18 protein-coding genes are annotated in these 23022 nt (G+C 71.4%); 6 read left to right on the top strand and 12 right to left on the bottom strand.

Features of this window, described 5'->3' with window-relative positions:
* Nucleotides 1-264: 264 nt before the first annotated feature.
* Entirely contained in the window at nucleotides 265-1230 is a 966-nt protein-coding gene (lipA, locus tag ACQPWZ_RS10025) for a lipoyl synthase (RefSeq protein ID WP_340472696.1), read from the bottom strand.
* A 115-nt stretch (nucleotides 1231-1345) separates the two neighbouring features.
* Nucleotides 1346-2164: a lipoyl(octanoyl) transferase LipB gene (gene lipB, locus ACQPWZ_RS10020; protein ID WP_433571140.1), complete on the bottom strand. Its 819-nt coding sequence runs from the start codon at nucleotides 2162-2164 to the stop codon at nucleotides 1346-1348.
* A 239-nt stretch (nucleotides 2165-2403) separates the two neighbouring features.
* Between lipB and ACQPWZ_RS10015 the strand changes: the two genes are divergently transcribed.
* Nucleotides 2404-3846 carry a regulator gene (locus tag ACQPWZ_RS10015; RefSeq protein WP_433571139.1) on the top strand — a complete coding sequence of 481 codons (1443 nt, stop codon included), beginning with the start codon at nucleotides 2404-2406 and terminating at the stop codon, nucleotides 3844-3846.
* Between the two features lie 166 nt (nucleotides 3847-4012).
* Here the strand turns inward: ACQPWZ_RS10015 and ACQPWZ_RS10010 are convergent, their stop codons facing one another.
* Together ACQPWZ_RS10010 and ACQPWZ_RS10005 are read right to left on the bottom strand one after the other, a co-directional pair.
* Nucleotides 4013-5413 (bottom strand): NAD(P)/FAD-dependent oxidoreductase, encoded by a 1401-nt coding sequence (locus ACQPWZ_RS10010; RefSeq protein WP_433571138.1) that lies wholly within the window; start codon nucleotides 5411-5413, stop codon nucleotides 4013-4015.
* A gap of 248 nt (nucleotides 5414-5661) precedes the next feature.
* Entirely contained in the window at nucleotides 5662-6552 is an 891-nt protein-coding gene (locus tag ACQPWZ_RS10005) for a TIGR01777 family oxidoreductase (RefSeq protein ID WP_383244405.1), read from the bottom strand.
* A 44-nt stretch (nucleotides 6553-6596) separates the two neighbouring features.
* On the opposite strand from ACQPWZ_RS10005, the gene ACQPWZ_RS10000 reads away from it, so the two are divergent.
* Nucleotides 6597-7091, top strand: a complete 495-nt coding sequence (locus ACQPWZ_RS10000; protein WP_433571137.1) for an N-acetyltransferase family protein — start codon at nucleotides 6597-6599, stop codon at nucleotides 7089-7091.
* A gap of 33 nt (nucleotides 7092-7124) precedes the next feature.
* On the opposite strand, the gene ACQPWZ_RS09995 is transcribed toward ACQPWZ_RS10000, so the two are convergent.
* On the bottom strand, nucleotides 7125-7646 hold the full coding sequence (locus tag ACQPWZ_RS09995) for a DUF4240 domain-containing protein (protein WP_340477819.1): 522 nt from the start codon (nucleotides 7644-7646) through the stop codon (nucleotides 7125-7127).
* 110 nt (nucleotides 7647-7756) lie between these two features.
* Between ACQPWZ_RS09995 and ACQPWZ_RS09990 the strand changes: the two genes are divergently transcribed.
* Nucleotides 7757-8674: an SDR family oxidoreductase gene (locus tag ACQPWZ_RS09990; protein ID WP_340472690.1), complete on the top strand. Its 918-nt coding sequence runs from the start codon at nucleotides 7757-7759 to the stop codon at nucleotides 8672-8674.
* Nucleotides 8675-8746: 72 nt separating this feature from the next.
* On the opposite strand, the gene ACQPWZ_RS09985 is transcribed toward ACQPWZ_RS09990, so the two are convergent.
* From ACQPWZ_RS09985 to ACQPWZ_RS09970, 4 genes are all read right to left on the bottom strand, one after another.
* Entirely contained in the window at nucleotides 8747-9712 is a 966-nt protein-coding gene (locus ACQPWZ_RS09985) for a helix-turn-helix transcriptional regulator (RefSeq protein ID WP_433571136.1), read from the bottom strand.
* A gap of 19 nt (nucleotides 9713-9731) precedes the next feature.
* Nucleotides 9732-10553, bottom strand: a complete 822-nt coding sequence (locus tag ACQPWZ_RS09980) for a MerR family transcriptional regulator (protein ID WP_433571135.1) — start codon at nucleotides 10551-10553, stop codon at nucleotides 9732-9734.
* A 118-nt stretch (nucleotides 10554-10671) separates the two neighbouring features.
* Nucleotides 10672-13341, bottom strand: coding sequence for a pyruvate dehydrogenase (acetyl-transferring), homodimeric type (aceE, locus tag ACQPWZ_RS09975; protein WP_405568956.1), 2670 nt, complete (start codon nucleotides 13339-13341; stop codon nucleotides 10672-10674).
* Between the two features lie 212 nt (nucleotides 13342-13553).
* Entirely contained in the window at nucleotides 13554-14177 is a 624-nt protein-coding gene (locus tag ACQPWZ_RS09970; protein ID WP_356699076.1) for a GntR family transcriptional regulator, read from the bottom strand.
* Between the two features lie 121 nt (nucleotides 14178-14298).
* Between ACQPWZ_RS09970 and ACQPWZ_RS09965 the strand changes: the two genes are divergently transcribed.
* Together ACQPWZ_RS09965 and ACQPWZ_RS09960 are read left to right on the top strand one after the other, a co-directional pair.
* Nucleotides 14299-15132: a helix-turn-helix domain-containing protein gene (locus ACQPWZ_RS09965; RefSeq protein ID WP_433571134.1), complete on the top strand. Its 834-nt coding sequence runs from the start codon at nucleotides 14299-14301 to the stop codon at nucleotides 15130-15132.
* Entirely contained in the window at nucleotides 15129-15329 is a 201-nt protein-coding gene (locus ACQPWZ_RS09960) for a DUF397 domain-containing protein (protein WP_313946769.1), read from the top strand. The genes ACQPWZ_RS09965 and ACQPWZ_RS09960 overlap by 4 nt, the downstream gene beginning before the upstream one ends.
* Nucleotides 15330-15457: 128 nt before the next feature.
* Here ACQPWZ_RS09960 and sucB read toward each other — a convergent pair whose 3' ends face one another.
* From sucB to ACQPWZ_RS09945, 3 genes are all read right to left on the bottom strand, one after another.
* A complete protein-coding gene (sucB, locus tag ACQPWZ_RS09955; RefSeq protein WP_433571133.1) occupies nucleotides 15458-17296 on the bottom strand; it encodes a 2-oxoglutarate dehydrogenase, E2 component, dihydrolipoamide succinyltransferase in 1839 nt (612 codons plus the stop codon).
* Between the two features lie 128 nt (nucleotides 17297-17424).
* A complete protein-coding gene (lpdA, locus tag ACQPWZ_RS09950) occupies nucleotides 17425-18813 on the bottom strand; it encodes a dihydrolipoyl dehydrogenase (protein ID WP_340472682.1) in 1389 nt (462 codons plus the stop codon).
* A gap of 268 nt (nucleotides 18814-19081) precedes the next feature.
* A complete protein-coding gene (locus tag ACQPWZ_RS09945) occupies nucleotides 19082-20614 on the bottom strand; it encodes a leucyl aminopeptidase (protein WP_433571132.1) in 1533 nt (510 codons plus the stop codon).
* 284 nt (nucleotides 20615-20898) lie between these two features.
* On the opposite strand from ACQPWZ_RS09945, the gene ACQPWZ_RS09940 reads away from it, so the two are divergent.
* A complete protein-coding gene (locus tag ACQPWZ_RS09940) occupies nucleotides 20899-22950 on the top strand; it encodes a hypothetical protein (RefSeq protein WP_433571131.1) in 2052 nt (683 codons plus the stop codon).
* The last annotated feature ends 72 nt before the right edge of the window (nucleotides 22951-23022 follow it).

Below are 23022 nucleotides of genomic sequence, written 5' to 3'. Positions count from 1 at the left end.
GGTGCGGGTGCGGTGGGCGACTCGCCCTGACCTGATGCGGGGAGCTGTCCGGGGAGCGCCGAGTGCGGTGCGTAAAGCCAGAGTCACTGATTGGTGTTACCAGCGCATGACTGACGGGTCAAACACCGATGAAACCTTTACGCCCCGCCCGCAGACACTGACGCGGCCCGTACACCGCCCCGACCTGCGGGGGGCGTACGAGCCGCGTCCAACTCGCCGTTACTCGGCGGTAGTTACTTGTGCCCGAATTCACACAGTCCGGGGTCAGCCCGTCTTTCCGGCGGCGACCGCGTTCCGGCGCTCCATGGCCTGTCCGAACAGCCGGCCCGCGCGGTACGACGAGCGCACCAGGGGACCCGACATGACACCGGAGAAACCGATCTCCTCGGCCTCGTCCTTCAGCTCCACGAACTCGTGCGGCTTCACCCAGCGCTCGACCGGGTGGTGGCGCACGGAGGGGCGGAGGTACTGCGTGATGGTGATCAGCTCGCAGCCGGCCTCGTGCAGGTGCCGCAGTGCCTCGCTGACCTCCTCACGGGTCTCGCCCATGCCCAGGATCAGGTTCGACTTGGTGACCAGCCCCGCCTCGCGGGCGCGGGTGATCACCTCCAGGGAGCGCTCGTAACGGAAACCGGGACGGATCCGCTTGAAGATCCGCGGCACGGTCTCGACGTTGTGCGCGAGCACCTCGGGGCGCGAGGAGAAGACCTCGGCCAGCTGCTCGGGCACCGCGTTGAAGTCGGGGATGAGCAGCTCGACCTTGGTGTGGCCGCCCTCGCGCTCCGCGGTCATCGCGTGGATCTGGCGCACGGTCTCCGCGTACAGCCAGGCACCGCCGTCCTCCAGGTCGTCGCGGGCGACGCCGGTGATGGTGGCGTAGTTCAGATCCATCGTGACGACGGACTCGCCCACCCGGCGCGGCTCGTCACGGTCGAGCGCCTGCGGCTTGCCCGTGTCGATCTGGCAGAAGTCGCAGCGCCGGGTGCACTGGTCGCCACCGATGAGGAAGGTGGCCTCGCGGTCCTCCCAGCATTCGTAGATGTTGGGACAGCCCGCCTCCTGGCACACGGTGTGCAGTCCCTCGCTCTTGACGAGTTTCTGCATCTGCGTGTACTCGGGGCCCATCTTCGCCCGGGTCTTGATCCACTCGGGCTTGCGCTCGATGGGGGTCTGGCTGTTCCTGACCTCCAGGCGCAGCATCTTGCGTCCGTCGGGTGCGACAGCGGACACGTCGGCGCCCCTTTCTGCGATCGCGCGGCATTCGATTCTGCGGCGCACACCAGGGTACGCCCGTCAATTGTTCGGCCCTACGTCCGGCCAACCCGCGGACCCAGGGGTGCATTCCCTATACGGCGGCTTCCACGGTCACATCCGGGGCGGCGTCCACGATCCTCGGCCGCGGCTCCGCGTTCTCCAGCACGGCTCGCAGGTGCTTCTCCACCACGGGGAGCACCTCGTCCAGGGTCACATCCCGGCCGAGTTCGCCTGCCAGTGAGGCGACTCCGGCGTCCCGGATGCCGCACGGCACGATCCGGTCGAACCAGGTGTTGTCCGGGTTCACGTTGAGCGCGAAGCCGTGCATCGAGACGCCCTTGGCGATACGGATGCCGATGGCGGCGAGCTTGCGGTCCTCGCGGCGCTGGCCGGCGTTGGACGGGGCGTACTCGGGCCCGTTCAGCCGCGGATCGAACTCCTCGTCCTCGAGCCGCGGGTCGAAGTCGAGCGACAGACCGCCGAGCGAGGGGCGCTGCTCCACCGGGTCGCCGAGCACCCACACACCGCTGCGGCCCTCGATACGGCTGGTCTCCACCCCGAACTCCGCACACGCGCGGATCAGCGCGTCCTCCAGACGGCGCACATGCGCGACCACGTCGACGGGGCGCGGCAGCTTCAGGATCGGGTAGCCCACCAGCTGGCCCGGTCCGTGCCAGGTGATCTTGCCGCCGCGGTCGACGTCGACCACCGGCGTGCCGTCCAGGGGGCGCTCGCTGTCGGCCGTGCGACGTCCGGCCGTGTACACGGGCGGGTGCTCCAGCAGCAGACAGGTGTCCGGGATCTCGTCCTGGAACCGGGCGGCATGGATGTCGCGCTGCTTCTGCCATGCCTCCTGGTACTCGACGGCGTTCTCGCCGAACCCCAGCCGGACGAACCGCAGCTCACTCACGGCAGTGCCTCCCTAGAACCTTCACCGTGCACATATGTGCGCCCCAGCCACTGTACGGCGGCTCGCGGAAACGCGGCCCGGGGGTGCCTCCCGTCAGCGCTTGTCAGCGTCGACGCCAATCCTCACACGATCGGATGAATGTGGGGCGAAGGTGGCGGTCCGGGCGGGATGGGCCGCTAAATTCACGCCGTTCCATGAGGGCTGGCGACCGGCCCGGAAGGCAGGAGACCGCACAGCTGATGACGGAACGACCATCGCAGCGCATCCCCAACCGCCAGCTCGCCGCGCTCATCGCAGAAGCCGGATTCTCCAACGCAGGACTTGCCCGCAGGGTCGACCAGCTGGGACTCGAGCACGGCCTGGACCTGCGCTACGACAAGACGTCCGTGACGCGCTGGCTCCGCGGTCAGCAACCGCGCGGGACGACGCCCGCGCTCATCGCCGAGGTGTTCACCCGCCGCCTCGGGCGCCGGCTGTCCGCCCAGGACCTGGGCCTGGACGCCTGTGCGCCCGTGTACGCGGGTCTGGAGTTCGCCGCGACCCCCGAGGAGGCCGTGGACATCGTCGGCGGTCTGTGGCGCAAGGACTCCGGCAGCCACGCGGAACTGCGGAAGATCGCGTTCACCCCCGCGGGGCTGGTCGTGCCGAGCCGGGACTGGCTGATCGGGCGGGCCGACGAGAGCGTCGGGCGCGGCGACGGGACGGGCGCCAGGGTGCCCGTCCAGGGCGGGACGTCCGCCGTACCGCGGCAGCGCGGGACCGCCGACCGCGGGCCCGGGCAGCGGGTGTCCGGCGGTGACATCGCGGCGCTGCGCTCGGTGGGCGAGCTGTTCCGCACGCTCGACCACGCGTACGGCGGCGGGCACGCCCGCCAGGCGCTGGTGCGCTACCTGGAGCACGAGGCCGAGCCGATGCTGCGCGGCTCGTACGGCGAGACGACCGGGCGGCGCCTGTTCGCCGCGGTCGCCGATCTGACCCGGCTGGCCGGGTGGACCTCGTACGACATCGCGGCGCACGGGCTGGCCCAGCGCTACTTCGTCCAGGCACTGCGACTCGCCCAGGCGGCGGGGGACCGGGCCTACGGCTCCTATGTGCTGGTCACCATGAGCCGCCAGGCGGTCTACCTCGGCCACGGGCGCGAGGCCGTGCAGCTCACCCGGGTCGCCCAGCAGGGCATGGGGTCGTCGGCGCCACCGCTGGTGCAGGCGATGCTGCACTCGGTGGAGGCGCGGGGGCACGGGGTCCTGGGCGAGGTCCGGGCGTGCACGGCGGCGCTGGTCCGGGCGGAGAGGGCGCTGGAGACGGCGCGGCCGGGGGACGAGGTACCGCACTGGGCGCGGACCTTCGACGAGGCGCAGCTGGCCGACGAGATGGGCCACTGCCACCGGGACCTCCAGCAGTACCGCCCGGCGATCCAGCACGCGGAACGCTCACTCCAGCTCCGCGCCCCGGGATTCGCGCGCAGCCGCCTGTTCTGCCGGGTGGTGCTGGCATCGGCACGGCTGGGCCTGGGCGAACTGGACCAGGCGTGCGCGCTGGGCGCGGAGGCGGCGCTCCAGGCGTCGGAGATGCGGTCGGCGAGGGCGGTGGAGTACGTACGCGACTTCGAACGCCGGCTGGAGCCGTACCGGGATGCGGCGCCGGTGCGGGGGTATCGGGACCGGGTCTCGACACTGGGGTAGGGGTACCCCGGGCCGCATGTGCCCGCACGTCCTGCGGACGTGTCCTCAATCGCCGGACGGGCTGGGTTTGCCGCCCTTGCGGAAGTGCGGGCCAACTCCGGCTTCGCTGGTGGTGCGGGTCCGCCCTTGCGGAGGGCGGAGCCCTGAGGGGCCCAGCCCTCTCGGGCTACGCCGCCGAGCGGAGCGGGGCCCGTTCCGGGGCGCGGACGCCCATGTCCCGCAGCACCGCCTCCGCCGCCCTCCGGCCCGAGTGCAGCGCTCCCTGCACCGTGCTCGTGTCCCGGTGGTCCCCGCACACGTACAGGCCCGCCAGCAGGCGTACCGGGCGGCGGACGTCGTGCGGTGGGGGCATCGCCGGGACCGCCTCCGGGTTGTGGTGGACCGCCAGCAGTGACCAGTCCGCCGTCGGCGTCCCGTACAGCTTCGCCAGATGCGTGCGGACCTGCCGGTCCAGATACGGCGGCGGCGTGCCCAGCACTGTCGAGGAGATCAGCACCCGGCCCCGCGGCGCCCGCGTCGGGTCGACCTCGCTCATCACCGCCGTGTGCGAGACGGGACCCTCACGCTCCGCGTCGAGGACCAGCGCCGACCCGGTGGGCGGTGCGCACGGCGCCGTGTGGTGCAGGACCGTCACCGGATGGAACGCAGGGACCCGCAGACCCGGTAGCAGTTCCGCCGCCTCCCGCGCCCCCGTCGCCAGCACCAGCGCGCGGCAGGTGAGTTCGCCGTAGTCCTCGGTGCTGACCCGGTTGATCGAGGCGTCCTTGACCCGCACGCCCGTGAGCAGCGTTCCCGGCGGCAGCGCGGCGGCCAGCCGCTCGGGCAGTGTCGCCGCGCCGCCCTCCGGAACGCACATCCGGCCCCGGGCGAAGCCACGCAGCGCCAGGTCGGCGCACCGGCTCGATGTCGTCAGTTCCGGGTCGCAGAGCAGCGCGGACAGCAGCGGGCGCAGGAAGCCCTGGACCGTACGGGCGGGGAGGCCGCGCGCGGCCAGCGACTGGGCCGTGGTCCGTTCCGGACGGGCCATCAGGCGTTCCATGGACGTGCCCGCGAGCCGGGCCAGGGACGCGCCGAGACGGGCCTCGTCCAGCGGCCTGGGGGCGCCGGCGAGGGCGCGCGCGACCGTGAATGCGCCCCCAATGCCCCGGAGGGCGTGCGGCGGCCCCCACGCAGGCCCCCGGCCCCCCTGGGCCGACCCGCTCCGTACCGCCCGCAGCGATCCCCGTCCCGCGCTCCCCGGCTCCGACGCCCGGTGGACCGTCTCGCCGGTCCGCTGAAGCCGCCCCCCGCTGTGCACGAGGACACCGGGTGCGAACGGCCGCAGGACCACCTCCCCGAGGCCGGCCGTGCGATGCAGCTCGGGGTACGAGGTGTTGAGCAACTGGCCCGTGCGGTCGAGCCGGAAGCCGTCGATCTCCTCGGTGGCCATGCGGCCGCCCGGCCTGGCGGCGGCCTCCAGCACAGTGACGCTGAGGCCTGCCGCGATGAGCTGATGAGCCGCCGAGAGACCGGCTGTACCGGCCCCGACAATGATGACGTCCGCATGGTGAGCGGTGCTGATGAGCACGTGCCCCTCCCCGAGGTCGGCGCGGCTGGTGGGAGGCTCATGCCCCCAACAGGCTCCCGGGATACCCGAGTTCGGTCGAGAGTAGGCAGCGGTGGCCGAACCGCGGCTCGCGCATGCGGCGGGGCACCGTAGCGCGGGGGGCGCGCGTCCGCCGAGGCCGCGCGCCGGGTCCCGCGCCCGGACGCCGGGGGGGCGCGACGGGCCGGTTCCGCAGCCCCGGTCCCGGACTCCGGGCGCGCGAGGGGCCGTTACCGCAGGGCCGCGCCGACCGCCTCGTCGATGCCGGGGAACGCGAACGTGAACCCCGAGTCCAGCAGCCGTCGCGGCAGCACCCGCTGACTGCCCAGCACGTCACCCGCCATGTCGCCGAGCGCGATCTTCAGCGCGGCCGACGGCACCGTGAAGACCGTCGGCCGGTGCAGCGCCCGCCCCATGGCAGCGGTCACCTCCCGGTTGGTGACCGGGTGCGGGGACGTGAGGTTCACCGGACCCGACAGGGACTCCGTGTCCAGGATGTGGCGCAGCGCCGCAACCTCGTCGTGCAGCGAGATGAAGCTCCAGTACTGCCGGCCGTCGCCGAGCCGGCCGCCGAGACCCGCCTTGAACAGCGGGAACAGCCGCCCCCACGCCCCGCCCTTGCGGGAGACCACCAGACCGGTCCGGGCGAAGGCGGTCCGTACGCCGGCCTCGGCTGCCGGGGCCGCCGCCTCCTCCCACTCCACGCACAGATTCGGCAGAAAACCGTCCCCCGGCGGGGCCTCCTCGTCCACCGCGCGGTCCCCGGTGTCGCCGTAGAAGCCGACCGCGCTGCCGCAGACGAACACCCGTGGCGGGGTGTCCAGCGAGGCGACGGCCTCCGCGACCGCGGCCGTGCCCAGCACCCGGCTGTCGTGGATCTCCTTGCGGTACGCATCGGTCCAGCGGCGCGCCCCGACCCCGGCTCCGGCGAGATGCACCACGCCCTCGCAGCCCACCAGGCCCGCCGCGTCGACGTACTGCCGGTGCGGGTCCCATTCGACCTCGTCCCCGCTCCGCGCGGGGCGTCGTACGAGGCGCACCACCTCGTGCCCGTCCGAGCGCAGTGAGCGCACAAGTGCCGTACCGATGAGTCCGGTGGAGCCGGTGACCGCGATCCGCATGGGCCCATCCTGCCCCCGCCGACCCCCGTGACACAGTTGCCTCCATGCCCGAGTCGCACATACGCCCCGCGCTGCGTACCGACGAGGAGGCTCTCGGCCGGCTCGACCGGGACACCTGGTCGACACTGCACGCCGTGACGCCGAGACCGATGCCTCCGTACGCACCGTTCTTCGACGCCCAGCACCGGCCCGGCGACTTCCTCGTCGCCGAGGACGCCGACGGCACGCTCATCGGCTTCATCCGCCTCGTCCCGCCCACGCCGCTCGCCTGCAACCAGCACGTGCGCCAGATACAGGGCCTCGCGGTCGCGACCCGGGCCCGCGGCCGGGGGACCGGGCGGGCCCTGGTGCGTGCGGCGTGCGAGCTGGCACGCCGGCAGGGCGCCGTGCGCATCACGCTGCGGGTGCTCGGACACAACGAGCCGGCCCGGGCCCTGTACGAGGCCGAGGGGTTCGCGGTCGAGGGCGTGCTGCCGGGGGAGTTCTGGCTGGACGGCCGCTATGCCGACGACGTCATGATGGGCTGCTCCCTCGGCTGAGACCGGCCCCGGCGCGCTGCCCGCGGGCGGTTCTCACAGGCCGCCGAAGCGGTCCCAGAGTTTGGGGAAGCGCCCGGCCAGCGCCGAGTCGTCGTCGAAGTCGAAGGGGGTGCCCGCCGGCTCCGCGGTCTGCGGCGCGATCCCCAGGTCCGGTGCGACGACTCCGGTGAGCTGCTCGTACGCCTCGTCCGCCGCGTATCCGAGCTCCTCACCGTCCCCGTCGATGTCCTCGTCGAACTCCTCCAGCAGCTCGGCGAGCGAGTCCGGGTCGTGCACCGCCGCTTCGAAGACCTCCCGGCCCTGGCCGATGAGCCAGCAGCGGAAGTAGTCGAACGCGTCGTCGCTGGCGCCGCCGAGGAGCACGGCAGCCGCGCCCCACAGGTCCCAGGTGTAGGCGCGGTTGTAGCGGGCCTCGAAGTGCCGGGCGAAATCCAGCACGGAGTCGGGGTCGAGCTGAAGCAGCCGCTCGACCAGCAGATCGGCATGGTCCTCCGGGTCACCCTCGGCGCGTTCGCGGGTGCTGTCGACGATCTCCCAGAACTCCGTCTCGTCCATCACGGGTCCAGCATCGTGGTTGGCGGGGGGCTGCGCACGCGGAGCCACGAAATGCCGACTCTTTTGAATGGCGGACAGAAGGTGTCGGGTATTCGTGCGACGGTCGGTTCATGACGACGCAGAAGACACTTGCCGGGAAAATCGCCCTGGTCGCGGGGGCCACCCGGGGCGCGGGCCGTGCCATCGCCGAACAGCTCGGCGCCGCCGGGGCGACCGTGTACGTGACCGGCCGCACCACGCGTACGCAGGTCAGTGAGGTGGGCCGGGCCGGCGAGACCATCGAGCAGACGGCGGACCTGGTGTCCGCCGCGGGCGGTACGGGCATCGCGGTGCCGACCGACCACCTCGAGGCGGATCAGGTACGGGCGCTGACCGAACGCATCGACCGCGACCACGGGCGCCTCGACATCCTGGTGAACGACGTCTGGGGCGGGAACTTCCTGCTCGACTTCAACACCAGGATGTGGGACGTCGACCTGGACCGCGGTCTGCGGATGCTGGACCTCGGCACCCGCAGCCACATCATCACCAGCAGCATCGCGCTGCCCCTGCTGGTGCGCGAGCCCGGCGGCCTGGTCGTCGAGGTGACCGACGGCACGGCCGAGACCAACAAGGGCTTCCGCGAGAACTTCTTCTACGACCTGGCCAAGAACACGCCGATCCGGATGGCCTTCATCCTGGGCGAGGAGCTGAAGAGCGTCGGGTGCTCCGCCGTGGCGGTCACGCCCGGCTTCCTCCGTTCCGAGGAGATGCTCGACGCCTTCGGCCTCACCGAGGAGACCTGGCGGGACGGGATCGACAAGCAGGAGCACTGGGCACTGTCGGAGTCGCCGCTGTACCTCGGCCGCGGTGTGGCGGCGCTGGCCGCGGACCCGGAGAGGGCCCGCTGGAACGGGATGTCGCTCGACAGCGGGAAGCTGGCGAGGGAGTACGGCTTCACGGATGCGGACGGGAGCCGGCCGGACGTGTGGGGCTACATGCTGGCGGAACAGGCGGGCGGAAAGCCGTCGCTCGACGACTACCGGTAGACGACCACCGGTAGACGGCCACCGGCAGGAGGCCCGAGGCCACCGGTGGTCCGCCCGTCGGCAGGAGCGGACCTACCGGTAGAGCCGGGCCGTCCGCTCCGCCGTCTCGGCGAACTGCTCCCGCAGCTCCGCCGGCTCCAGGATTTCCACCTCCGGGCCCAGCGCGAACAGCTGGCCGAAGGCCACCTGGTGGCTCTCCACCGGCAGGGTGAGGGTCAGCCGGCCCTCCGCGTCCGGGGGACCGGCCGACTCCAGTGCCTCACCGGCAGCCGCCCGGTCGGTGAGGTAGGGCAGGCGGGCGGCGCCGCGTTCCGTCACCCGGAGCACCACCTCCGCCCGCAGGATGGAGCGCGCGAACTGCTCCGCGCGCTTCTCCCAGAACCCGGGCAGATCGAAGTCCTCGTCGCGTGCGAAGAAGGAGCCGTCCGCCTCCGCCGAGGAGAAACGGTCGATCCGGTACACCCGGAAGGTGCCGTCCGCGCGGGCGCAGAGGTACCAGACACCCGCCTTCAGTACGAGGCCGTACGGCTCCAACTCCCGCTCCACCTCGGCGTCCTGACGTCGGTACGCCGCCCGGATGCGGCGGTCCTCCCAGACCGCCTCCGCGATCGCCGGGAGCAGCTGCGGTGTGCGGGGCTCCTGGTACCAGCCGGGGGCGTCGAGATGGAAGCGCTGCGCCGCGCTCTCGGAGGCGTTGCTCACCGAGGGCAGCAGCGCCGCGGACACCTTCAGCCGGGCCGCGGACGCCGCGTCCTCCAGGCCCATGTCCCTGAGCGCGCCCGGCAGCCCGGAGAGGAACAGGGCCTCGGCCTCGCTGCGGCCGAGGCCCGTCAGCCGGGTGCGGTAGCCGCCGATCAGCCGGTACCCGCCGGCCCGCCCGCGGTCCGCGTAGACCGGGACCCCGGCCTCCGAGAGCGCGAGTGCGTCACGGGTGATGGTGCGCTCCGAGACCTCCAGTTCCTCGGCCAGCTCGGCGCCGGTCATGGAGGGCCTGGCCTGGAGGAGCAGCACCATCTTGATCAGCCGGGCAGCACGCATGCCCCCATCATGGCCCAGCTCAGGCGAGCGGCTCCTGGAGTTCCGTCACCCACCCGTCGAAGTCGCCGGGCGGGCATTCCAGGGACACTTCGCGGGCATAGCCGGCCGAGATGTGGCCCCCCGACTCGATCCAGCGGGCCAGTGTCTGCGCGGTCGGCAGGACGCCCTGCATCGGGCCGCGGTGCACGATGGTCGCCGCCCGTTCGACGGCCGGCAGCTCCACGATCGCGAAGTCCAGGTCCGGCCGGTGGGCCTCGGAGACGGTGACACCCGCGTGCACGACCACGGCGCCGTTCCCCTCCGGAGCGTCCTCGTAGTAGGCGATACCGGGTCCGGTCGGCGTCACACCGGACGCCTCCACGCGGCGGAACAGTTCCTCGTACAGGGGAGAGATGACGGGCCCGATGTCCTCGGGTCCGTAGCTCGCGGCGGTGGCGGTCAGCTCGGCCACCCGCACGGCGGGGATGCTCTTCACGATGACGTCGTCGGTGGGCATGAAACCCTCGCTCTCGATCGACCGGAGCCTCGCCTCGACCTGCGCCAGCCGTGCGGCCGCCGCGGCCATCGCCTCCTCCAGCTCCGCCCGTCGCAGCACGAGCATCCCGCGCAGTTCCTCCGTGCCCACCTTGTCCTCCAGGATCTCCTGCACCTGTTGCAGGGTGAAGCCGAGATCCTTGAGGGCGATGACACGGTTGAGGCGGGCGAGCTGGGCGGCCGTGTAGTAGCGGTAGCCGCTGTACAGGTCGGTGTGGGCGGGACGCAGCAGCCCGATCGCGTCGTAGTGACGCAGCATGCGGGCCGACACACGGCCGTGCCTGGCGAAGTCTCCGATGGTGAACATGACGCCTCCCACTGCACGCCTTCACACGGTGTCAGGGTCAAGCATCGCCCGTGCGGACAGGCGAGGACCCCGGCGGGGTGCCTCCGCCGGGGTCCTCGCACGCACACGCCTCGGGGCCCTACAGGCCGTAGCGCTCCCGCGCTTCCTTCACGGCCGAGGCCGGTACCTCGCCGCGCTTGGCGAGCTGGGCCAGTGCCGCGACGGTGATCGACTGCGCGTCCACGCCGAAGTGCCGGCGGGCCGCCTCACGGGTGTCCGAGAGGCCGAAGCCGTCCGTGCCGAGCGAGGACCAGTCCTGCTCGACCCACTGGCTGATCTGGTCCGGGACCTGACGCATCCAGTCGCTGACCGCGAGGACCGGGCCCGGAGCGCCTTCCAGCGCCTGGGCGACGTACGGGGTGCGCTGCTCGCCGCGGAGCAGGGCCTCGTCGGCCTCCAGTGCGTCCCGGCGCAGCTCGCCCCATGACGTCGCGGACCACACGTCGGCCGTGACGCCCCAGTCGGCTGCGAGCAGTTCCTGTGCCGCCAGGGCCCAGTGGATCGCCGTGCCGGAGGCCAGCAGCTGGAGCCGCGGCGCGTCCGCGGAGGCGGGCACGCCCTCCTTGAAGCGGTAGAGGCCGCGCAGGATGCCTTCCTCGACGCCCTCGGGCATCGCGGGCTGCACCTTGGGCTCGTTGTAGACCGTCAGGTAGTAGAAGACGTTCTCGGGCTCGGTCCCGTACATCCGGCGCAGACCGTCCTTGACGATCACCGAGATCTCGTACGCGAACGCCGGGTCGTAGTTGAGCGACGCCGGGTTCGTGGACGCGATCAGATGCGAGTGGCCGTCCGCGTGCTGGAGGCCCTCACCGGTCAGCGTCGTACGGCCCGCGGTGGCGCCCACGATGAAGCCCTTGCCGAGCTGGTCGGCGAGCTGCCACATCTGGTCGGCCGTGCGCTGCCAGCCGAACATCGAGTAGAAGATGTAGAACGGGATCATCGGCTCGCCGTGCGTCGCGTACGACGTGGAGGCGGCGATGAAGTCGGCCATGGACCCGGCCTCGGTGATCCCCTCGTTGAGGATCTGGCCGTCCTTGGCCTCCTTGTAGTACATCAGCTGGTCGCGGTCGACCGGCTCGTACGTCTGACCCATCGGCGAGTAGATGCCGGCCGACGGGAAGAGCGACTCCATGCCGAAGGTGCGGGCCTCGTCGGGGACGATCGGGACCCAGCGCCGGCCGGTCTCCTTGTCCCGCATGAGGTCCTTGACCAGCCGGACGAAGGCCATCGTGGTGGCCATCTCCTGCTTGCCGGAACCCTTTTCGAGCGCCTTGAAGCCGCGCTCCTCGGGGGCGGGCAGTGCCACGGCCTGCACCCGGCGGGCCGGGGCGGGGCCGCCGAGGGCCGCACGGCGCTCCTGGAGGTAGCGGACCTCGGGGGAGTCGGCGCCGGGGTGGCCGTAGGGCACCAGACCGTCGGCGAACGCGCTGTCCGGGATGGGGAGACCGAGCAGGTCCCGCATGCCCTTGAACTCGTCCGTCGTCAGCTTCTTCATCTGGTGGTTGGCGTTCTTGGACTCGAAGCCCTTGCCGAGCGTGTAGCCCTTCACCGTCTGCGCCAGGATCACGGTCGGCGCGCCCTTGTGCTCGACGGCCGCGCGGTACGCCGCGTACACCTTGCGGGCCTCGTGGCCGCCGCGGGAGGTGAAGAAGAGCTCGGCGATCTTGTCGTCGGTGATCAGCTTCGCCAGTTCGACGAGCGCGGGCTCGGCGCCGAAGAAGTGCTCGCGGATGTAGGCCGCGTCACGGGTGGCGTACGTCTGGAACTGGGCGTCCGGCACCTCGCGCAGACGGCGCACGAGCGCGCCCGTGGTGTCGAGGGCGAACAGCTCGTCCCAGGCGGAGCCCCACAGCGACTTGATGACGTTCCAGCCGGCGCCGCGGAACTGGGCCTCCAGCTCCTGCACGATCTTGAAGTTGGCGCGGACCGGTCCGTCGAGGCGCTGGAGGTTGCAGTTGATGACGAAGGTCAGGTTGTCGAGCCGCTCACGGGACGCGAGCGCGAGGGCCGCGGTCGACTCGGGCTCGTCCATCTCGCCGTCGCCGAGGAACGCCCACACGTGCGAGTTCGCCGTGTCCTTGATCCCGCGGTTGTGCAGATAGCGGTTGAAGCGCGCCTGGTAGATCGCGGAGAGCGGGCCGAGGCCCATGGAGACGGTGGGGAATTCCCACAGCCACGGCAGGCGCCGCGGGTGCGGGTACGACGGCAGGCCGTTGCCGCCGGACTCCTGGCGGAAGAGGTCGAGCTGCTGCTCGGACAGCCGGCCGTCGAGGAAGGCGCGGGCGTAGATGCCGGGGGAGGCGTGGCCCTGGATGTAGAGCTGGTCGCCGCTGCCGTCCCCCTCCTTGCCGCGGAAGAAGTGGTTGAAGCCGGTCTCGTAGAGCCAGGCCGCGGAGGCGAAGGTGGCGATGTGGCCGCCGACGCCGTGGCGGGAGCCCCGGGTCACCATGGCGGCCGCGTTCCAGCGGTTCCAGGCGGTGATCCGGGCTTCCAGCTCCTCGTCGCCGTCGAAGGCGGGCTCGGCGGCGGTGGGGATGGTGTTGACGTAGTCCGTCTCCAGCAGCCGCGGCACGGGAACCCCGGCCGTCTCGGCGTGCTGGAGGGTGCGGCGCATCAGGTACGCGGCCCGGTGGGGGCCGGCGTGCTCGGTGACGGCGTCGAGGGAGGCCGCCCACTCGGCGGTCTCCTCGGCGTCGCGGTCCGGGAGCTGGTCGAGCTCGCTCGGAAGCTTGCCTACGGGGTCGGACATGATCGCCGCCTTCCGGACAGGAGGGGGGTGGAGAAAGGGGCCTTGTCTGGCAGGACGGGGCCATGGGTCGGTGGACCCGAAGTGAACTGTAAGTCTCTGATCGATGATCGATCAAAGCTTCCGGCCAAATTGGCATCCGGTGCCGCAAAAGTGGGCACGCTGTGCCGCTCGGAAAGGTGACATGACAGACATCCGGGCATGGCTGGGCAGGGTTACGCGCGCGGTGCGCAGCCCAGCACATGCGCCTTCACGAGCGGCCCGATCTCCGGATCGCGGCGCTTGAACGCCGCCACGAGCGCCTCGTGCTCCTCGGCGTAGGACTTCTGGACGGTCCCCAGCCAGCGGATCGACAGCGCCGTGAACACCTCGATGCCGAGCCCTTCCCAGGTGTGCAGCAGGACGCCGTTGCCCGCCGCCCGCACCAGCTCCCGGTGGAAGGCGACCGTGTGCCGCACCTGCGCGGCCGAGTCGGCGGCCAGGTCGGCGGCGTACAGCCCGGCCACATGCGGCTCCAGCCGCGAGCAGTCGTCGGCCAGCCGGTCCGCCGCGAGCTCGGCCGCGATCTGCTCCAGGCCCGCCCGCACGGGGTAGCTCTCCTCCAGGTCCGCGGCGGTGAGATTGCGGACCCGTACGCCCTTGTTCGGCGCGGACTCGATCAGCCGCAGGCTCTCCAGCTCCCGCAGTGCCTCACGGACCGGCGTCTGGGAGACCTCCAGCTCGGTCGCGATCCGCCGCTCGACGATGCGCTCGCCCGGCTTCCAGCGCCCGCTGACGATCCCCTCCACGATGTGCTCGCGGATCTGTTCGCGCAGCGAGTGGACGACGGGCGGGGTCATGGAAACTCCTCATGGGTGGCCGGGGCCGAGGTTACCGGAGCGGAACCTCCTTGCTTCCCGTACGGACGCATTGTCAGGGAACGCACGCGCACGGTGACGGTTCGTCGCTAGCCTTTTCGCCATGACGCAGGCCAAGGATGTGGACCCGTACGTCTCGCCACGGAGCTTCTACGGAGCGGAACTTCGCCGCTTGCGCGAGGAGAACCGGCTGTCCCAGGAGCAGTTGGGGGAGCGGGTCTTCTGCTCGGGCGCGTACATCGGCCAGTTCGAGGCCGCGAAGCGGCGCCCGCAGCAGGACATGTCGCGCCTGCTGGACGGGGTGCTGGGGTCGGGGGAGCACCTGCAGCGGCTGTGCCGGCTGGCGCAGGAGTCGAAGCACCCCGAGTACTTCGCCGACGCCGCGGAGCTGGAGAAGGAGGCCCTGACGATCAGCGAGTACGCCCCGCTGCTGATCCCGGGTCTGCTCCAGACCGAGGCGTACGCCCGCGGCATCACTCGCGCTACGCAGCCCTTCGCCGCCGACGACGTGGTGGAGCGGCACGTCAGCGTACGGCTGGAACGGGCGCGGCGCCTGGACGATCCGTCGGGTCCCGAGCTCTGGGCCATCGTCCACGAGGCCGCCCTGCACGTGGTGGTGGACGAGCCGGCCGTGATGCGTGAACAGCTGGAGCAACTCGCCGAACAGGCGCGTGACCATCACCGGGTGATGGTGCAGGTGCTGCCCTTCGCGGCCGGCCCGCCCCCGCTGACGCACGGCACGGCCATCGTCATGACCTTCGCCGACTCTCCTGCGGTCGTCTACACCGAGAGTGCGCACAGCGGCCAACTCATCGACGAACCGGCGCTGGTGACCCGGTTCCAGAAGTCATACGATCTCGTCCGGGCCGCCGCGCTGTCGCCGAAGGCGTCCCTCTCCCTGATCGCTTCGGCGGCGAAGGACTACACGACACCATGAGCCCCGATCTGAGCACAGCCATATGGCGGACGTCGTCCTACAGCAACGGGGAGGGCGGGGCATGTGTCGAGGTCGCCGACGGCTTCACCCACGTCACCCCCGTCCGCGACAGCAAGAACCCCGACGGCCCCGCCCTCGTCTTCGCGCACGCCCGCTGGGCGTCCTTCGTGAGCGCCGTCAAGCGCGGCGCCCTCTGACCGCGCCCCCGGAGAACGCGACGGCGCCTGGGGACAACGCGACGGCGCCCCGCCCGGATCTCTCCGGGCGGGGCGCCGTTCGTCACTGCTGACCTGCGCCGACCTGTGCCGGCCTGCGCGGGCTCGCGTCAGAGACCGAGCTCGACCTCGAACTCGCCGGCCTCCAGGATCGCCTTGACCGTCGTCAGGTAGCGGGCGGCGTCCGCGCCGTCCACCAGACGGTGGTCGTAGGAGAGCGCGACGTAGGTCATGTCGCGGATCGCGATCGTCTCGCCGAGGTCCGGGTGGTTGATGACCACCGGGCGCTTGACGGTGGCGCCGATGCCCAGGATGGCGACCTGGTTCGGCGGCACGATGATCGTGTCGAACAGCGCACCGCGCGAGCCGGTGTTGCTGATGGTGAACGTCGCACCGGCCAGGTCGTCCGGGGTGATCTTGCTGGCGCGCACGGCGCCCGCGAGCTCAGCGGTCCGCTTGGCGATACCGGCGAGGTTGAGGTCACCCGCACTCTTGATGACCGGGGTCATCAGGCCCTTCTCGGAGTCCACGGCGATGCCGATGTTCTCCGAGTCGAAGTACGTGATGGTGCCTTCGTCCTCGTTGATCCGGGCGTTGACGACCGGGTGGGCCTTCAGCGCCTGGGCCGCGGCCTTGACGAAGAACGGCATCGGGGACAGCTTGACGCCCTCGCGGGCGGCGAAGGAGTCCTTGGCCTGGGCGCGCAGCTTCATCAGCTTGGTGATGTCGACCTCGACGACCGAGGTCAGCTGGGCCTGGCCGTGCAGCGCCTTCATCATGTTGTCGCCGATGACCTTGCGCATGCGGGTCATCTTGACGGTCTGACCGCGCAGCGGGGACGTCTCCAGCTTCGGCGCCCGGGAGGCGGCCGGAGCGGCGGCGGCCGGCGCCGGGGCGGCGGCCTTGGCGGCCTCCGCGGCGGCGATGACGTCCTGCTTGCGGATGCGGCCACCGACGCCGGTGCCCTTGACCGAGGACAGGTCCACGCCGTTCTCGGCGGCGAGCTTACGGACCAGCGGGGTCACGTAGGCGTCGCTCGCGGCACCGGCACCGGCACCGGCACCGGCGGCGGGGGCGGCCGGAGCAGCCGGAGCCGGGGTGACGGGAGCCGGAGCCGCCTGGGCGGGCGCGGCCTGGGCCGGAGCCGGCTGAGCCGGGGCGGCAGGAGCCGGGGCGGGCTGCGCCGGAGCGGCGGGGGCCGCCGGTGCGGGCGCGGCCTCCTGCTTCGGAGCTTCCTGCTTGGGAGCCTCCTGCTTCGGAGCCTCCTGGGCCGGGGCGGGCTGCGCCGGGGCGGCGGCCTGCGGGGCGGCACCGGGAGCACCGATGACGGCGAGCTTGGCGCCGACCTCGGCGGTCTCGTCCTCGGCGACGGTGATCTCCAGCAGGACGCCGGAGGCCGGGGCGGGGATCTCGGTGTCGACCTTGTCCGTGGAGACCTCGAGCAGCGGCTCGTCGGCCTCGACGGACTCGCCGACCTCCTTGAGCCAGCGGGTGACGGTGCCCTCGGTGACGCTCTCGCCGAGCGCCGGGAGGACCACGTCGGTGCCCTCGGCCGAGCCGCCGCCGGACGCGGCCTCGGCGGTCGGCGCCGGGGCGGGGGCGGAGGTCTCGGTGGACGGGGCGGCCTGCGCGGGCTGCTCCGGCTCGGGAGCCGGGGCCTCGGCCTGCTTCTCCTCGGCCGCGGGGGCCTCGGCGGCGGCGGGGGCGCCGGAGCCGTCGTCGATGACGGCGAGCTCGGCTCCGACCTCGACGGTCTCGTCCTCGGCGACCTTGATGGAGGCCAGGACGCCGGACGCGGGGGCGGGGATCTCGGTATCGACCTTGTCGGTCGACACCTCGAGCAGCGGCTCGTCGGCCTCGACGCGCTCGCCCTCGGCCTTCAGCCAGCGGGTGACGGTGCCCTCGGTGACGCTCTCACCGAGCGCCGGAAGGGTTACGGAAACCGACATGGTTTCAGTTGCTCCTAACGATGGGGTGTCCCCAGCTCGCGCGGAGCGCCGAGCGAGGGGACGTGCGGAAGTGGTCGTCGCGCCCGGTGTCCGCGGACTGCGCGGACGGCTCAGGCAGCACAGACAGCTCAGTCATGCGAGTGCAGCGGCTTGCCCGCGAGCGCCAGGTGCGCCTCGCCCATCGCCTCGTTCTGCGTCGGGTGGGCGTGGATGAGCTGCGCGACCTCCGCCGGCAGAGCCTCCCAGTTGTAGATCAGCTGCGCCTCGCCGACCTGCTCGCCCATACGGTCACCGACCATGTGGACGCCGACCACGGCACCGTCCTTGACCTGGACGAGCTTGATCTCGCCCGCGGTCTTGAGGATCTTGCTCTTGCCGTTGCCCGCGAGGTTGTACTTCAGAGCGACAACCTTGTCCGCACCGTAGATCTCCTTGGCCTTGGCCTCGGTGATGCCGACGGACGCGACCTCGGGGTGGCAGTACGTCACCCGGGGCACACCGTCGTAGTCGACCGGAACGGTCTTCAGACCGGCCAGACGCTCCGCTACCAGGATGCCCTCGGCGAAGCCGACGTGCGCGAGCTGGAGGGTCGGGACCAGGTCACCGACCGCGGAGATCGTCGGGACGTTCGTCTGCATGTACTCGTCGACGAGGACGAAGCCGCGGTCCATCGCGACGCCCTGCTCCTCGTACCCGAGACCGGCGGAGACCGGGCCGCGGCCGACCGCGACCAGCAGCACCTCGGCGTCGAACGTCTTGCCGTCCGCGAGCGTCACGCGGACGCCGTCCTGGGTGTACTCCGCCTTCTCGAAGAAGGTGCCCAGGTTGAACTTGATGCCGCGCTTGCGGAACGCGCGCTCAAGAAGCTTGGAGCTGTTCTCGTCCTCGACCGGAACGAGGTGCTTGAGGCCCTCGATGACGGTGACGTCGGAGCCGAAGGACTTCCACGCGGAGGCGAACTCCACGCCGATCACGCCGCCGCCGAGCACGATCGCGGACTGCGGGACCCGGTCCAGGACCAGCGCGTGGTCGGAGGAGATGATGCGGTTGCCGTCGATCTCCAGACCCGGCAGCGACTTCGGCACGGAGCCGGTCGCCAGGAGGATGTGGCGGCCCTGGACACGCTGGCCGTTGACGTCGACGGAGGTGGGGGAGGACAGCTTGCCCTCACCCTCGATGTAGGTGACCTTGCGGGAGGCGATGAGCCCCTGCAGACCCTTGTAGAGTCCGGTGACCACATCGTCCTTGTACTTGTGCACAGCCGGGACGTCGATGCCCTCGAAGGTGGCCTTGACGCCGAACTGCTCGCTCTCGCGAGCCTGGTCGGCGATCTCACCGGCGTGCAGCAGAGCCTTGGTGGGGATGCAGCCACGGTGCAGGCAGGTGCCGCCGAGCTTGTCCTTCTCGATCAGGGCGACGTCCAGGCCCAGCTGAGCTCCACGCAGGGCCGCGGCGTAACCGCCACTGCCACCGCCGAGGATCACTAGGTCGAAAACGGTGCTGGCGTCGTTCGCCACGTCACGTCCTCCATGCATGTGTGCCGGTCGCCGGGTCTCCCCTTCCCGGGGACGACCGGCCGGTCGGCTGGTGTGCGGCCGCTTGATTCTTCGGCCCTGTGGTGGGGGCCCTGTCCTGCCGAGAACCCATCTTCGCACTTGTTGCCGCAAGGCGGGACCCGGGGCCGTGTTACGGCGGGCACACCGGAGGGCCCCCTGCCGGGCACACAGCCGCGGACGCCGGTGGAGCTCCGGGGAGCCCCGCCGGCGTCCGTCGTGTCAGGTCACGTCAGCCGAGGTCACCGGCGGCGACGCGCTCCGCCAGCTTCACCAGGGTGCGGACCGAGGAGCCCGTGCCGCCCTTCGGGGTGTAGCCGAACGGCGCGCCCTCGTGGAAGGCCGGGCCGGCGATGTCGAGGTGGGCCCAGGTGATGCCCTCGCCGATGAACTCCTTCAGGAACAGACCGGCCACCAGGCCGCCGCCCATCCGCTCGCCCATGTTGGCGATGTCGGCGGTCGGGGAGTCCATGCCCTTGCGGAGCTCGGCGGGCAGCGGCATCGGCCAGGACTGCTCGCCGACCTCCTCCGCGATCTCGTGGATCGAGGTACGGAAGGCGTCGTCGTTGGACATGATTCCGAAGGTGCGGTTGCCGAGGGCGAGCACCATCGCGCCGGTCAGCGTCGCGACGTCCACGATGGCGTCCGGCTTCTCCTCGGAGGCCTTCCACAGCGCGTCGGCGAGCACCAGACGGCCCTCGGCGTCGGTGTTGAGCACCTCGACCGTCTTGCCGCTGTACATGCGCAGCACGTCACCGGGACGGGTGGCCGAGCCCGACGGCATGTTCTCCGCGAGGGCGAGGTAGGCGGTGACGTTGACGGCGAGGTTCAGACGGGCGGCCGTGACGACGGCGGCGAACACCGCGGCGGCGCCGCTCATGTCGCACTTCATCGTCTCGTTGTGGCCGGCCGGCTTGAGCGAGATGCCGCCCGAGTCGTAGGTGATGCCCTTGCCGACCAGGGCGAGTGTCTTGGCCGCCTTGGAGTGGGTGTAGGAGAGCTTCACCAGGCGGGGCGGGTTCTGCGAACCCTGGCCGACGCCGAGGATGCCGCCGAAGCCGCCCTTGACGAGCGCCTTCTCGTCGAGGACCTGGACCTTGACGCCGTTCTCCTTGCCGGCCGCCGTGGCGACGGCGGCGAAGGACTCGGGGGTGAGGTCGTTCGGCGGGGTGTTGACCAGGTCGCGGGCGCGGTTGATCTCCTCGGTGAGCGCGATGGCACGCTCGGCCGCGGCCTTGAACGCCTTGTCGCGCGGCTTGGCGCCGAGCAGGGCGATCTCGGCGAGCGGCTGCTTCACGCCGTTCCTGCCGTCCTTGGCGTCGCTGTCGCCACCCTGGTAGGCGGTGAAGGCGTACGCACCGAGCAGGGCGCCCTCGGCGACGGCCTCGGCGTCCTCCGACGCCTCGACGGGCAGGGCGAAGGCGGCCTTCTTCGAGCCGGACAGGGCGCGGGCGGCGGTACCCGCCGCGCGGCGAAGCGACTCGGCGGAGAACGACTCGTCCTTCTCCGGGACGGAGCCGAGCCCGACCGCGAGGACGACCGGCGTCTTGAGGCCGGACGGGGCGGGGAGCTTGGTCACCTCGCCCTCGGCACCGGTGGCGCCGAGGGTCTCCAGGACGGCGGCGAGCTTTCCGTCGAACGCCTTGTCCACGGCCTCGGCGCCCGGCGCGACGACCGGGCCCTTGGCGCCCTTCGCGACACCGACGACGAGCGCGTCGGCGCGCAGCGTCGCAGCGCCGGCAGTGCTGAGAGTGAGAGCAGTCACGGTGGTGATTTCTCGCTTCCGTTGAGATCCAGAGCCGTAGCGGCCGTAGAGAGGGACGGGTCGACATCCCAGCCCGACAAGAGCCTACGCGCGGTCACATGTATCGCTCACGGCGGCAGTAGTTCACTCATCCGTGGCGTCTGTTTCACGTTTGGGCCCGAGGCTTCGAGACCTCAGTCACACTCGCTGCATTCAGGCAAGGGAGCGCGGGGTTCCTTTGCATCATCTCCACAGGTTCTCCGCATATTTCGGACGTGCGGACGACTGTGCGAGGGGGGAGAAACATGGCCACTACTGGACTGCGCGCAAGCAGAGCCGCCGCGGCGCTGCTCACGGCCGGACTGCTGGTGACGGCACTTCCGGCGGCGGGGGTCGTCGCGGCACCGGTGCCGCGGATCGATCTGACGGTGCTCGTCGTGGACGACGGGGGCGGCGCCGTCGAGGCCATCGTCTCCGAGCTGAAGGAGACCGGCGTGCCCTACCGCACGCTGCGCCTGGACGACCCGAACCGGCCCACCGTCAACGCCGCGTTCCTCAGCGACACCGTCAGCGGCAGGCCGCGCGCCAAGTTCCAGGGGGTCGTCGTCCCCGACGAGGACCCGTTCGGGGCCACCACCACCGCCGGAGCCGCCGAGAACGCCGCGCTCTTCGCGTACGAGACGGCCTTCGGCATCCGCCAGATCGACGCCTACACCTGGTCCCACCCCGGGGTCGGCCTCGAGTACACCGACAACGGCGGGTGGGTCGGCGTCCTGGACGGCGCGCAGACCTCCGTCACCGCGGCCGGACGCTCCACCGGGCCCTTCGGCTACCTCGACGGACCGCTCACGTTCGAGGACAACTCCCCGCTCGTGCCGGAGAGTTACGGCGCGGCCGGCAAGCCGCGCGCGGGCTACACCAGCTATCTCGACACCGCGGTCGGCGACGGCGGCGCACGCGGCAGCCTACTCGGCGAGTACGCCCACGACGGCCGGCGCGAACTGGTGGTGACCTTCGCCTACAACCGCTACCAGAAGCAGTACCGCGCTCTCGCCCGCGGCATGGTCGACTGGCTCACCCAGGGCATCCACCTCGGACAGAGCCGCAGCTACTTCTCCGTCCACGTCGACGACGTCTTCGCGCCCGACGCGCGCTGGGACACCGGGCGCAACTGCACCCCCGGCGACATCGACTGCACCGGCGAGGGCGAGCAGACCCCGGACATCCGGATGACCGCCGCCGACGCGCAGTACGCCGCCCAGTGGCAGCGCTCGAGCGGCTTCACCCTCGACATGGTCTACAACGCCGGCGCCGGCGAGGAGTGGAAGACGGAGAACGGCGGCACCGACGCGCTCACCGCCCAACTGCTCGCCGACCGGGCCCAGTACCGCTGGATCAACCACACCTACACGCACCCCTTCCTCGGCTGCGTGCAGGACGTCTCGGTGGTGCCCTGGCAGTGCTCCAAGGACGCCGCCGGCACGATCCGCTGGACGAGCCGCGCCGAGATCTCCGCGCAGATCCGCGACAACAACACCTGGGCCACCCGCAAGGGCATCTCCTACGACCGCACCGAACTGGTCACGGGTGAGCACTCCGGGCTGAAGACCCTGCCGCAGCAGGCACAGGACAACCCCCACCTCGCCGGGGCGCTCGCCGACAACGGCGTCAAGTGGATCGCCAGCGACAACTCCCGTGAGCCGTCGCAGCGTTCGGTCGGATCCGCGCTCACCGTGCCGCGCCACCCGATGAACGTGTACTACAACGTCGGCACCGCCGCCGAGATGGCCGACGAGTACAACTGGATCTACGCCTCACAGGCCGACGGCGGCAGCGGCGTCTGCGAGACCAACCCCGCGTCCACCTGCCTGGCCGACCCGCTGGACACGGCCACCGGCTACGCGGACCACATCGTGCCGCAGGAGGCGCGCATCGCACTCGGCCATGTCGTCGCCGGAGACCCGCGGCCGCACTACGTGCACCAGTCGAACCTGGCCGAGGAGCGCCTGCTCTACCCGGTCATCGACAAGATCCTCGCCGACTACCGCGCCCTGTACGCGGACAACGCCCCGCTGGTGAACCCGCGTCAGCGTGACGTCGGCGTCGAGCTCCAGCGCCGAGCCGCCTGGGACAAGGCGGTCGCCGACGGCAAGGTCACCGCGTACCGCATCGGCGACACCGTCACCGTCAAGGCGCCGACCGGAGTGACCGCCCCGATCACCGCGCCCGAGGGCACGCGCAAGCAACTCGTTCTGGGGACAGGGGTGTTCGGCGCCACGTACGCGGGGACGCGCTCCGCCTGGACCGCGCCGGAGCTGCTCCAGTCGGCCGTCACGCTGAAGCTGCCGACCGTCTGATCCGCGAGCCATCACCCACGGGCGGCCGCCCGGACCGACCGGCGGCCGCCCGACGCAGGACCACGGCCACAT

The organism is Streptomyces sp. CA-251247 (assembly GCF_050952975.1).
Classification (GTDB): Bacteria; Actinomycetota; Actinomycetes; order Streptomycetales; family Streptomycetaceae; genus Streptomyces; species Streptomyces achmelvichensis.
This window is presented reverse-complemented; position numbering and strand designations above follow the sequence as displayed.